Annotated in this window: 10 protein-coding genes; 5 read left to right on the top strand and 5 right to left on the bottom strand. The window is 72.1% G+C overall.

All coding sequences use genetic code 11. From position 1 onward, the window contains the following. The first annotated feature begins 11 nt into the window (after positions 1–11). From OG542_RS25890 to OG542_RS25875, 4 genes are all read left to right on the top strand, one after another. Positions 12–2225, top strand: coding sequence for an ArnT family glycosyltransferase (locus OG542_RS25890; protein ID WP_328413839.1), 2214 nt, complete (start codon positions 12–14; stop codon positions 2223–2225). 80 nt (positions 2226–2305) lie between these two features. Next, entirely contained in the window at positions 2306–2959 is a 654-nt protein-coding gene (locus tag OG542_RS25885) for a DUF7691 family protein (protein ID WP_328413838.1), read from the top strand. Positions 2960–3151: 192 nt separating this feature from the next. Further along, positions 3152–3772, top strand: coding sequence for a hypothetical protein (locus OG542_RS25880; RefSeq protein WP_193478213.1), 621 nt, complete (start codon positions 3152–3154; stop codon positions 3770–3772). A gap of 99 nt (positions 3773–3871) precedes the next feature. Then, positions 3872–4294 (top strand): ATP-binding protein, encoded by a 423-nt coding sequence (locus tag OG542_RS25875; protein WP_328413837.1) that lies wholly within the window; start codon positions 3872–3874, stop codon positions 4292–4294. Between the two features lie 3 nt (positions 4295–4297). On the opposite strand, the gene ppk2 is transcribed toward OG542_RS25875, so the two are convergent. The 5 genes from ppk2 to OG542_RS25850 form a co-directional block, all read right to left on the bottom strand. Then, complete coding sequence (gene ppk2, locus OG542_RS25870) at positions 4298–5269, bottom strand: polyphosphate kinase 2 (RefSeq protein ID WP_408057793.1); 972 nt, start codon at positions 5267–5269, stop codon at positions 4298–4300. Positions 5270–5295: 26 nt separating this feature from the next. Next, complete coding sequence (locus OG542_RS25865) at positions 5296–5538, bottom strand: DUF6411 family protein (protein WP_311125844.1); 243 nt, start codon at positions 5536–5538, stop codon at positions 5296–5298. 98 nt (positions 5539–5636) lie between these two features. Then, a complete protein-coding gene (locus tag OG542_RS25860) occupies positions 5637–7322 on the bottom strand; it encodes a thiamine pyrophosphate-binding protein (RefSeq protein WP_328413835.1) in 1686 nt (561 codons plus the stop codon). Beyond that, positions 7319–8302, bottom strand: a complete 984-nt coding sequence (gene speB / locus OG542_RS25855; RefSeq protein ID WP_193478218.1) for an agmatinase — start codon at positions 8300–8302, stop codon at positions 7319–7321. Before speB ends, OG542_RS25860 begins: the two co-directional genes overlap by 4 nt. A gap of 56 nt (positions 8303–8358) precedes the next feature. After that, complete coding sequence (locus OG542_RS25850; RefSeq protein ID WP_328413834.1) at positions 8359–9828, bottom strand: sodium:solute symporter family protein; 1470 nt, start codon at positions 9826–9828, stop codon at positions 8359–8361. Positions 9829–9972: 144 nt separating this feature from the next. Here OG542_RS25850 and OG542_RS25845 point away from each other — a divergent pair, with 144 nt between their 5' ends. Next, entirely contained in the window at positions 9973–11733 is a 1761-nt protein-coding gene (locus OG542_RS25845; protein ID WP_328413833.1) for a PucR family transcriptional regulator ligand-binding domain-containing protein, read from the top strand. Positions 11734–11783 lie beyond the last annotated feature (50 nt).

The following is an 11783-nucleotide window of genomic DNA, read 5'->3' as shown; positions in this document are numbered from 1 at the left end:
ACCATGCTCGGGTGACATCTGCCACCGAACCCCAGCTCCGCACCGCAGCCGTGCCTCCCTCACCCGCGCCGGGTGACAGGGCCGCCCCGCGCTGGTCGCTGCCCGTGCTGCTCGCGATCCTCGCCCTGGCCGCGGTGCTCTACTCCTGGAACCTGTCCGGCTCCAGCCTCAACAGCTTCTACAGCGCGGCCGTGCTGAGCGGCACGCAGAGCTGGAAGGCGTGGTTCTTCGGCTCGCTGGACGCCGGGAACTTCCTCACCGTCGACAAGCCGCCGCTCGCGCTGATGGTCATGGGCCTGTCCTGCCGCGTCTTCGGGTACGGCACCTGGCAGATGATGGCGCCGTTGGTCGTGGCGGCGCTGGCCACGATCTGGATCCTGCACTCCTCCGTGAAGCGGGTGTTCGGGCACGCGGCGGCCGCCGTGGCCGCCCTCGTCCTGGCCCTCACCCCGATCACGGTCGCCATCAACCGGGACAACAACCCCGACACGCTGCTGGTGTTCCTCATGGTGGCGGGCGCCGCCCTCGGCCTGCGGGCCGTGCGGGGCGGGCGGCTGCTGCCGCTGCTGGGTTCCGCGGCCTGCTTCGGGCTCGCCTTCAACACGAAGATGCTCCAGGGGTACATCGCGCTGCCCGCCGTGTTCGCGGTGTATCTGTACGCGGCCAAGCCCGCGTTGGTGAAGCGCTTGGTGAATCTGGTGGCCGCCGCTGTGGTGCTGGCCGTTTCCAGCCTCTGGTGGGCGGCGGCCGTGTCGCTGGTGCCCGCCTCCGAGCGGCCGTACATCGGCGGTTCCACGGACGGCACCGCCTGGAACCTGATCATGGGGTACAACGGCCTCGGCCGGATCCTCGGCGGCGAGGGCAACGGCGGTGGTGGCGGGGGCGGAGGCTTCTCCGGCACCGCGGGCCTCGGCCGGATGTTCAACGACATCCTCGGCGGCCAGATCTCCTGGCTGCTCCCCTTCGCGGGCCTCGCGCTCGTCGGCGGCCTGGTGCTGTGCGGCCGCGCCCCGCGTACGGATCTCACCCGGGCCGCGCTCGTGCTGTGGGGCGGCTGGACCCTCCTGCACTACCTGACCTTCGCCCTCGCCGAGGGCACCATGCACCCGTACTACACGACCGCGCTCGCCCCGGGCGTCGCGGCGCTGTGCGGAGGCGGCGGCGTGCTGCTGCTGCGCGCCTTCCGGGCCGACCGGCGGTGGGCCTGGGTGCTGCCGCTCGGGCTGGGTGTCACGGTCGTCTGGGCCGCGGTGCTGCTGCGGCGGGCCTCCGGCTGGAACACCTGGCTGTGGCCGTCGGTCCTGGTCGTCATGGTGCTGGCGATCGCGGGGCTGTTCGTCTTCCGCTCCGGCGTCTCCGGCCTTCGGCTGCGGCTGCTGGCCGTGTCGGTGACGGCCGCGGTCGTCGCGGCGGTGGCGGGTCCGGCGGCGTACGCCTGGTCGGTGCCGTCCGGGTCGGGCGGCGGCGGTGGCATGGGCGGTACGAACCCGACGGCCGGGCCGTCGACGGGCAGCGGCTTCGGCCGGCCCGGGGGCGGTGGCGGCCGGGGGTTCCCGGGCGGTTCCGGTGACGGGATGCCGGGTGGCGGGGGCCGGCAGGGCGGGGATGCCCAGACGGGTGACCGCAACGCCCAGGCCGGTGGCGGGAACGCCCAGGCCGGTGGCGGCTTCCCCGGTGGTGGGGTGCCGTCCCGCGGGCCGGACGGGCAGAACGCTCAGAGCGAGCAGGCCCCCGGCGGCATGGGCGGCGGCCCCGGCGGCGGCATGGGCGGCGGCGCGAGCAGCGAGCTCGTCTCGTACCTGAAGAAGCACCAGGACGGCGCCGAGTGGCTGCTGGCCGTGTCCAGTTCACAGGGCGCCGCCCAGCTCATCGTGAGCAGCGGGGAGCCCGTCATCTCCATGTGGGGCTGGTCCGGCTCCGACAAGGCGATGACCCTGGCCAGGCTCAAGGAGCTGGTGAAGAAGGGCGAACTGCACTACATCCAGCTCGGCGGCGATGGGGGTGCCCCCGCGCGAGCGAATTCGAGCGTGGGGGAGGGCGGCGGCCCCGGCGGCGGCAACGGTGTCAGCTCCGAGGTGACGGCGTGGGTGCGGAAGCACGGCACGGCGGTGAAGGAGAGCGAGTACAGCAAGACCGCGAACTCCACCTCCACCTCCACCACCACCTCCTCGTCGCAGTCCAACCAGTCGTCGATCTACCGCCTGGACCCGTCCGACGTCAGCTGATCCCACTTCACCCCGCACACAGGACCGGCCCCCGACCCCTCGGTCAGGGGCCGTTCCCCCGTCCCCGATCATGGACACCGATGTCCGGCGAACGGGTGAAGGGAAACGCAGGCGTGGGCTACTGCCTGGAGATGAGCACCGGCGACATGCGGACAGTGGTGCGGCTGCTCACCGCGGTGGAGCGGACCGAGCGGCAGGAGCGCACACTCGCCCGGGTGCGTACGGAGTGCGAGCGGACCGACGCCCGGTTCCAGGAGCAGGGCATCGACCTCGACGTCTCCATCGCCCAGGCCCTGGACGAGCTGATCGAGGGCACCTCGAGCACCGACCTCTGCCCCTCGTACAGCTACGCCTTCTACCAGGTCGTCGCGGCCCACTTCTCCGACCCGACCGACCTCGGCGACTGGCGGCGGCCGACCTGGTTCTACGCCATGGACGACGAACTGACCCGGCACGGCGTCCCGTCCGACCTGCTCCCCGGCACGTTCCTGTTCAGTGGCCCGCCGCTGCGCCTTCCGCACCCGGGCGACGCGGTGCCCGCCATCGGGACCCTGCCGGCCCAGCGGGCCGCGGCGCTCGCCGACGCCTACGAGTCCGTGCTCGGCCGCCTGGAGCCCATATTCCGTGACGCGGCCCGCCGGTTCGCCGAACTCATGCGGTTCGAGGCGGAGGAGTGGGAGAGTTCGCGGAAGCTCGGGACGAACCCGGACACGATCCTCTTCTGGTTCCACTGACGTCTGCGGGAACTCTTGACGCCGCCTTTCCCACCGGGATACTTGCGGTCGACAGCGCGCCAACTGCCGCTTCAGTGAAGAGACTTCGTTGTATTCGATCTGATGACGACAGCGGTCCCGCACGTCCGAGATCCCGAACGCCGTACGAGGTATCGCCCACTCGGCACGGCCACCCCCACTGGAGGATCCGCAATGAGCCCACGAACGGTGTCCCGCAAGGCGGTCATAGCCGCCCTGGCCGCCGCACTGCTGGCCGGCCCCGGCGTCGCCCAGGCCGCCACCCAGCAGACGACTCCCGCACCCGCCCCGGTCCGCGACCGCGCCGCGGCGGCCACCATCACCTGGTCCCTCGTCCGCGCGAGCAACCCCACCGAGGACCAGCGCACCGCCTACGACGCCATCACCCGGGCCATGAACGCGGCGGTGGCCCGCTACAACAACCTCAGTGACCTGGGCAAGACCATCACCGTCCGCTACGAGCCGGGCGTCCCCACCGCCGACGGCAACATCAACGGGACCATCCGCTTCGGCAGCAACCGCAGCTACATGAACGAGCGGACGGCCCTGCACGAGATCGCCCACACCATCGGCGTGGGCACCAGCTCGGGCTGGTCCCGCCTCGGCGGCAGCGGCACCTGGACCGGCGGACAGGCCACCGCCCTCGTCAAGCAGTACGACGGTTCCGGCGCCAAGATCTCCACCGGCGGCGGTCACTTCTGGCCCTACGGCCTGAACTACGACAACGAGTGGTCGACCACGGCGGCCGACCGGCACGTCCACATCGTCGCCGCGATGGTCCGCGACGGTCTCTAGACCCGTTCGAGCCCGGCATCCCAGGTCTGTCGCCGAGGGTGCCGGGTACCCGGTTCAGGCACGAGCCGAGGTGTGGACGAGGGACGGGAGGCCGGGGCAGTGGCGGTGAAAGCGATGGGGTGGGCGCACTCGTTCCCCATGTCCGAGGGAGTGCGCGCCGGGCGGCAGTGGACACGTGAACGTCTCGAGTCCCTGCCCTGGGCCGCTGCCGAGCCGGACACGGTGGACGCCATCGTGCTGGCCGTGTCCGAGCTGATCACCAATGCGCACATCCACGCGCACAGCGACGCGCACCTGGTCCTCACGTGGGACGGTGACTGCCTCCATGTGAGCGTCCACGACGAGGACCCGACACTGCCGCGCCGACGCGAAGCAGAGCCCGGGGATGTCTCCGGCCGTGGCGTGGCCATCGTGCGGAAGCTCGCCGATGAGTGGGGGACGAGGTGCCAGCGGCACGGCAAGACGGTGACGGCGTGCTTCTGTCCCGCCGGTGCCGGCACCGATACCGGCACCTGTGAATGAGTGTCAGTCGGTCCCGGGGTGCTTGCCTGGCCCGTCGGCGCCGGGGGACAGCGGCGTGGGTGACAGTGTGGTGTCCTCCTCGCCGGGCTCCAGGAGGGTGTCGGCGGCGCCGACGATGAGGGGGTCGGGTGTGCCGACGGCCTCGCGGTCCTTGCTGGCGTAGTCGATGCGCGACAGCAGACTGCGCATGGTCTCCAGCCGGGCGCGCCGCTTGTCGTTGCTCTTGACGACCGTCCAGGGGGCGTGTGCGGTGTCCGTGGCGCGGAACATGTCGATCTTCGCCTCGGTGTAGTCGTCCCAGAGGTCCAGCGAGGCCAGGTCGGTGGGGGAGAGTTTCCACTGGCGCACCGGGTCGACCTGCCGGATCGCGAAGCGCGTGCGCTGCTCGGAGCGGGAGACGGAGAACCAGAACTTCACCAGCAGGACGCCGTCGTCGACCAGCATCCGCTCGAAGGCCGGGCACTGGTCGAGGAACAGCTCGTACTCGTCCTTGGAGCAGTACCCCATCACGCGCTCGACGCCGGCCCGGTTGTACCAGGAGCGGTCGAAGAAGACGATCTCCCCGGCCGTCGGCAGATGCGCGATGTACCGCTGGAAGTACCACTGGCCCATCTCGCGTTCGGTGGGTTTGTCCAGGGCGACCACGCGTGCGCCGCGGGGGTTGAGCCGCTCGGTGAGCCGCTGGATCGTGCCGCCCTTGCCCGCCGCGTCACGCCCCTCGCACACCACGACCAGGCGGGCGCCGGTGTCCTTGACCCACCGCTGGAGCTTGAGCAGCTCGATCTGCAGGATGCGCTTGGTCCGCTCGTACTCCTTGCGGCCCACCTTTTGATCGTACGGATGGTTCTCCCGCCAGGTCCGGACGGGACGTCCGTCTTCGTCCAGCACGATCGGCTGCTCTCGCCGACTGGCATCCACGGTCAGCCCGTCCAGCAGCCTGTCCGCGTCTTCGGCGTCTTCGGCGTTCATGACCATGCTCCCCGCTCGGCCCCCGCCGTCGGTCAGAAGGGCATGCGGCCGCGGGTGCGGCGACCTGCGGAACCGCTGCGGCTCACCGCGCGCGAGCTGCTGTGGAAGGGCTTGCTGAAGAGCCGGCCCAGAATGCCGGGCGCCTTGCCACCGGCCCGGGCCCCGGCACCGAGCGTACGTTGTGTGCCGCGTTCGGGATGGCGGGAGAGACGGGGGACGAGGAAGGCCAGGACGGCCAGGACCACACACCCGACGATGACGGCGGCGACTACCATGATCAGCTCCCCTTCGCTGGTGGACGGATACACGGGTGCCCCGCTCTGTCCCGCCCATGTGAGGAGCGAGGAAATGGCCTGGCCGGACCGGCCGGCGCTCAGTCCAGATGCGTCGGCGCGAACATCCGCAGCACGGCCGGGAGCAGGACCACCGAGGGCCCGGGCGACCCGAGTGCCTTCGCCAGGTCCCGCTCCAGGGTCTCCGGGGTCGTACGGACCCCGGGGACGCCGAAGGACTCCGCCAGTGCCACGTAGTCCGGCCGGGTCAGCTCCGTCGCGGTCGCCTCGCCGAACGCGTCGTTCATGTACTCGCGCAGGATGCCGTAGCCGCCGTCGTCGACGATCAGCCAGGTGACGTTCAGGCTGTACTGGCGGGCCGTCGCCAGCTCGGCGATCGAGTACAGGGCGCCGCCGTCGCCGGAGACCGCGAGGACCGGCCGGGTGGGGTCGGCCGCCGCGGCGCCGAGTGCCGCCGGGAAGGCGTAGCCGAGGCCGCCGGCGCCCTGGGCGGAGTGCATGTGGTTGGGGCCCTTGGCGTCGAAGGCCGACCAGGCCCAGTACGCGAGGATCGTCATGTCCCAGAAGGACGGGGAGTCGGCGGGCAGGGCCCTGCGGACCGACGCCAGCACGTCCTGTTCCAGGGTGAGTTCCTGGGAGGCGATGCGCTCGGAGACCTTCCCGAGCACCTCGCGTACGCGCTCCGGAGCGTCCGGGTCCCGGCGTTCGGACACCGTCTCCAGCAGCGCCTGCAACGCGAGGCGGGCGTCCGCGTGGATGCCCAGTGCCGGGTGGTTGGACTCCAGCTTGCCGAGGTCGGCCTCGATCTGGACGACCCGGCCGCGCGGCTTGAACGTGTGGTAGTTCGACGAGAGTTCACCGAGTCCCGAGCCGACGACGAGGAGTACGTCCGCGTCCTCCAGGAAGTCCGTGGTGTGGCGGTCCTCGATCCAGGACTGGAGCGACAGCGGGTGCTTCCAGGGGAACGCGCCCTTGCCGCCGGGGGTCGTGACGACCGGTGCCTGAAGCGTCTCGGCCAGCTGACGCAGCTTCTTCGACGCGTCCGCCCGTACCACTCCCCCGCCCGCGATGATCGCCGGACGGGCCGCCTTCGACAGCAGGTCGGCGGCCACGGCGGTCAGTTCGGGGCGCGGCGGCAGCTCCTCGGGGAAGGCGTCGCCGCCGGTCACCACCGGGATCACCGTCTGCGCGAGCAGCACGTCCTGCGGGATCTCCACCCACACCGGGCCGTGCGGGGCCGTCAGCGCGGACTCCCAGGCGGCGGCCATCGCCGAGGGGATCTGGGACTGGGTGCGGACGGTGTGGACCGACTTGACCACGCCCCGGAACGAGGCGGCCTGGTCGGGCAGTTCGTGCAGGTAGCCGTGCCGGCCGCCGCCCAGACCCGCCCTGGGGATCTGGCTGCTGATCGCCAGCACGGGCGCGGAGGCGGCTGCCGCCTCCTGGAGCGCGGCGAGTGAGGTCAGGGCACCCGGCCCCGTCGACAGCAGCAGGGGCGCGGCCTCGCCCGTGATCCGGCCGTAGGCGTCCGCGGCGAACCCGGCGTTGTTCTCCACCCGCAGGCCGATGTACCGGAGGTCCGAGCGGCGCAGGGCGTCGAACATGCCGAGCGCGTGCTGGCCGGGCAGACCGAAGACGGTCGTCGCGCCAAGACCGGCCAGCGTCTCCACGACCAGGTCTCCGCCGTTGCGGCCGGGTGGAGGGTTGAGGGCGGCCTCCGTCTGGGCGGGCGTCGGGCGGAGCACCAGGTCGTGGTCGTGGGTCACTTGGCTTCCGAGTCCTTCCGGGCCGCGGCGATCTGGCGGGACATGATCGTGGTCAGTTCGTACGCCGTGTGGGAGGCCGCCACCGACGTGATCTCCGCGTGGTCGTACGCGGGGGCCACCTCGACGACGTCCGCCGACACCAGGTTGCAGGATGCCAGGCCGCGCAGGATCTCCAGCAGTTCGCGCGAGGTCATGCCGCCGGCCTCGGGCGTGCCCGTGCCGGGCGCGTGGGCCGGGTCGAGGCAGTCGATGTCGATGGATATGTACAGCGGCCGGTCGCCGATGCGCTGGCGCAGCTGGTCGGCGACCTCGTCGGCACCGCGCCGGTAGACGTCCGCCGAGGTGACGATGCCGAAGCCCATCTTCTCGTCGTCGGTCAGGTCCTGCTTGCCGTAGAGCGGGCCGCGGGTGCCGACGTGGGACAGGGCGGAGGTGTCCAGGATGCCCTCCTCGACCGCACGGCGGAACGGCGTGCCGTGCGTGTACTCGGCGCCGAAGTAGGTGTCCCAGGTGTCGAGGTGGGCGTCGAAGTGCAGCAGCGCGACCGGGCCGTGCTTCTTCGCCACCGACCGCAGCAGGGGCAGCGCGATGGTGTGGTCACCGCCGAGGGTCATCAGACGGGAGCCCGAGCCGAGCAGGTCGTCGGCGGCCGCCTCGACGGTCTCGACGGCCTCGTTGATGTTGAACGGGTTGACGGCGATGTCGCCGCCGTCCGCCACCTGCGCGAGGGCGAAGGGCGAGGCGTCCTGCGCCGGGTTGTACGGGCGCAGCAGCCGGGACGCCTCCCGGATCGCGTTGCCGCCGAAGCGGGCGCCCGGCCGGTACGAGACACCCGAGTCGAACGGCACGCCCACCACCGCGACATCGGCCCGTCCGCCGACCTCGTCCAGCCGGGGAAGCCGGGCGAAGGTCGCGGGGCCCGCGTACCGCGGCACACGGGAGGAGTCGACGGGCCCGCGGGGAGTCTCGTTGCTGCTCATGAAGAAATGCCTTCTTTCCTACGCTTCATCGCGTATGTACTGCTTGCCTTATGACCTTACCGGGGAGCCGCGACCGGTTCGGACGCGAGTTCGGGAGACCGTCCCGCGAGCCGCTCGCGCCAGGCGGCGAGGACGGCGGCGTCGGTGGCCGGGGTGGCGAAGGAGACGACCAGATAGGCGGCGAGCGAGGCCAGCAGCCCGTAGTAGACGGGCTCGTTGGCGAGGATGCCGTACGTCGCCATCAGGACGACGACCGCGAGTCCGCCGACCACGACCGAGGCGAGAGCGCCGTGGACCGTGCCCCGCTTCCACACCAGCCCGCCGAGGATCGGCACGAGCAGACCGCCGACGAGGAGGTTGTACGCGACGGTCAGCGCCTCCACCACGTTGTCGATCGCGATGGCCGTGCAGATGACCGCGATGCCCATGATCAGGATGAAGACGCGGTTGCCCTTCACCTCGTCATGATCCGCCGAGTCTTCGGCCGGTGCCTTGACGATGCCCCGCAGCCGGGACCAGATGTCGTTGTTGGCGACGGTGGCGCAGGCGATCAGCGCGCCAGAGGACGTCGACATCACGGCGGCGAGGGCGGCGGCCAGCACCAATCCCCGCACTCCGACGGGCAGTTCCTCCTTCACGATGGTCGCGAAGGCGTCGTCCGGGCTGCCGAGCTTCGGGTACAGCACCTTGGCCGCGGTACCGATGACGGCTCCGGCGAGGGCGTACGCGAGGCAGTAGGTACCGGCGACGGTCCCGCCCCACTTGGCGGTCGTGTCGCTGCGGGCGGTGAAGACACGTTGCCAGATGTCCTGCCCGATGAGCATGCCGAAGGTGTAGATCAGCACGTAGGTGAAGATCGTCTCGCCGCCGATGCCGAGGGGGTCGAAGTACTCGGTGGGCAGTCGGTCCTTCATCTCGCTGAACCCGCCGGCCTTCACCACGGCGATCGGCAGCAGCAGGAGCAGCACGCCGATGGTCTTCACGACGAACTGCACCATGTCCGTCAGGGTGATCGACCACATCCCGCCCAGGGTGGAGTACGCGACGACGATCGAGCCGCCGAGGACGATCGCGAGCGTGCGGTTCATGTCGAACAGGACGTCGAAGATCGTGGCGTACGCGATGGTCGAGGTCACCGCGAGCATGAGGGTGTACGCCCACATGACGACACCGGAGATCACTCCGGCCCGGCCGCCGTAGCGCAGGTCGAGCATCTCGGAGACGGTGTAGACCTTCAGCCGGGCGATGCGGGCGGAGAAGAAGACCGACAGGGCGAGCAGGCCGAGGCCGATGGTGAAGACCATCCAGGCGCCGGACAGGCCGTACTGGTAGCCGAGCCCCACACCGCCGATGGTGGAGGCGCCGCCGAGGACGATCGCCGCCATGGTGCCGGAGTACATGGCCGGGCCGAGCCGGCGGCCCGCCACCAGGAACTCGCTCTTGGACCGGGCGCGGCGCATGCCCCACCAGCCCATGGCCAGCATTCCGGCCAGGTAGACGACGATCACGAGGTAGTCGACGGCCATGGGGCCTCCTTCGCGCACGCACAGGGCGCAGGGCTCGGTCGCGGGGGACGAGGTTGACGAGCACTGACACTAGGTGGCCGGAAAGCGACTGCGAAGTGTACGTTTCATCTATTCGAGCGGCCTTGGCTGGAGGGAACGCACACCATGCCGGACCCGGCGGTCCCCCCGACACCTCCCGTCCTCCTCACGTCCCTCCTGGCCCGAGAGGACCTCTCCCTGCGCCGGATCGCCGGTCCGGTGGACGCCGACGCCGTCGTCCACTGGGTGCACACCTCGGAGATGGCGGACCCGTATCCGTATCTGCTCGGCGGGGAGCTGCTGCTCACGGCGGGCGTGCACATCCCGGAGGCGGCGGGCTCAGGGACCTACTTCGACGACTACGTGTCCCGGATCGTGGCGGCGGGCGGCGCGGCCCTCGGCTTCGGGGTTGCGCCGGTGCACGACACGGTGCCGAGGGCGCTGGTCGCGGCCTGCGAGACACACGGCCTGCCGCTGCTGGAGGTGCCGCCCCAGACCACCTTCTCGGGCGTGGCCCGCGCGGTCTGGCAGCTGATGGCCCAGGCCCGCCTGGCCGAACTCCGCCGCGTCACGGAGGCCCAGCAGAGCCTCGCCTCCGCCGCCTCCCGCCCCGACCCGGTCCCGTCGGTCCTCCGCCAGCTCGCGCAGCGGCTGGGCGGGTGGGCGGTGCTGTACGGGCCGGAGGGGGCGGAGATCGCGGGGGCGGGGCGGAGGCCCGGGGAGGAGGTGGCGTCGGCGCTGGCGGCCTTGGCGAGGGTGGTGCGGCCGGCGAGTGGCTCCGGGGGGCAAGGGGGATCTGCGCCCACGGCGAGCGCGCGAACTCCGGCCGAGACTTCGCGGGCGGGCGGGGCGGCGCAGCCGGGCGGGCCCGCAGAGAGCGCCCCCGAAGGCGAACGCCCGAACAGCCCCGCCGAACCCGGACGCCCGGGCAGGGTCGCCGAAGCCGGAGGGGCGCGGCCGCGTGGCGCTGCCCCGGAGGCGGGCCGCCGGCCTCAGCCGCCGGGCAGCCGCCGGATCGGCGCCGGGCACTCGCCCGCACCCCAGCTCCCCGTGTCTTCTCCCGGCAGCCGCCCCGCCCCCACCTCCGCCACCGACACCACCGCCGGCCTCCACCTCGCCGCCTACGCCCTCGGCGCCGGGCACGGCTTCGTGCTCGGGGTCGCGACCCCGCAGCGCGCGCCGGGGGACCACACCGTCGTCTCCGTCGCCGCCGTGCTCCTCTCCCTCCTCACCGGCGAGCAGCAGAGCGGCACCGGTGCCGCCCGTTCCTCGGCGCTGGTGCGGCTGCTGCTGGGCGCGCCGCCCGAGGAGGTCGCGCCGCTGCTCGGCGGTGAGCGGTGGGTCGTCGTGCGGGCCCGGCCGGACGGTGCGGGCGCTCCGGACGCCGTCGCGGCCTCCGCGCTGGGCGCCGCGCTCGGCTCCGCCCTGGTCGACCCGGCGGGCGACGTCGTACGGGTCCTAGTCCCGGCCGACCGGGCACCGGACCCGCTGCCCGGCTGGACCCTGGGCGTCAGCGCCGCCGTCGCCCCGCACGACTGGCCCGCCGCCGACACCCAGGCGGCCCGCGCCCTGGCCCGGGCCCGCGCCACCCGCACCCCGCTGCTCCGGCACGGCCCGCGCCCGGCCCTCGCCGACCTGGTCCCGCCCGGCGAGGCGGCGGCCCATGCCCGCACCCTCCTCGCCCCCGTCACGGCACACCCCGCGCTCACCGAGACCCTGCGCACCTGGCTGTCCCTGCACGGCAGTTGGGACCGCACGGCCGTCGCCCTGTCCGTGCACCGCAACACCGTGCGGCAGCGCATCACGCGGTGCGCGACGCTGCTGGGGACGGACCTCGAGGACCCGGACGTACGCATGGAACTCTGGTTCGCGCTACGGCACATCTGAGTATGTGAGCGGGGCCCTCCTGAGTACGTGACGCACATCCCAGCGTTCGA

It is taken from the genome of Streptomyces violaceus (assembly GCF_036014075.1).
Lineage (GTDB): Bacteria > Actinomycetota > Actinomycetes > Streptomycetales > Streptomycetaceae > Streptomyces > Streptomyces violaceus.
This window is presented reverse-complemented; position numbering and strand designations above follow the sequence as displayed.

What these genes read in the sequence shown, in the direction of transcription:
- OG542_RS25850 (WP_328413834.1), bottom strand. Translation starts at nt 9,828, where the DNA reads ATGGCCGTCGACTACCTCGTGATCGTCGTCTACCTGGCCGGAATGCTG.
- OG542_RS25865 (WP_311125844.1), bottom strand. Translation starts at nt 5,538, where the DNA reads ATGGTAGTCGCCGCCGTCATCGTCGGGTGTGTGGTCCTGGCCGTCCTG.
- OG542_RS25880 (WP_193478213.1), top strand. Translation starts at nt 3,152, where the DNA reads ATGAGCCCACGAACGGTGTCCCGCAAGGCGGTCATAGCCGCCCTGGCC.
- ppk2 (WP_408057793.1), bottom strand. Translation starts at nt 5,269, where the DNA reads ATGGTCATGAACGCCGAAGACGCCGAAGACGCGGACAGGCTGCTGGAC.
- OG542_RS25845 (WP_328413833.1), top strand. Translation starts at nt 9,973, where the DNA reads ATGCCGGACCCGGCGGTCCCCCCGACACCTCCCGTCCTCCTCACGTCC.
- speB (WP_193478218.1), bottom strand. Translation starts at nt 8,302, where the DNA reads ATGAGCAGCAACGAGACTCCCCGCGGGCCCGTCGACTCCTCCCGTGTG.
- OG542_RS25885 (WP_328413838.1), top strand. Translation starts at nt 2,306, where the DNA reads ATGTCCGGCGAACGGGTGAAGGGAAACGCAGGCGTGGGCTACTGCCTG.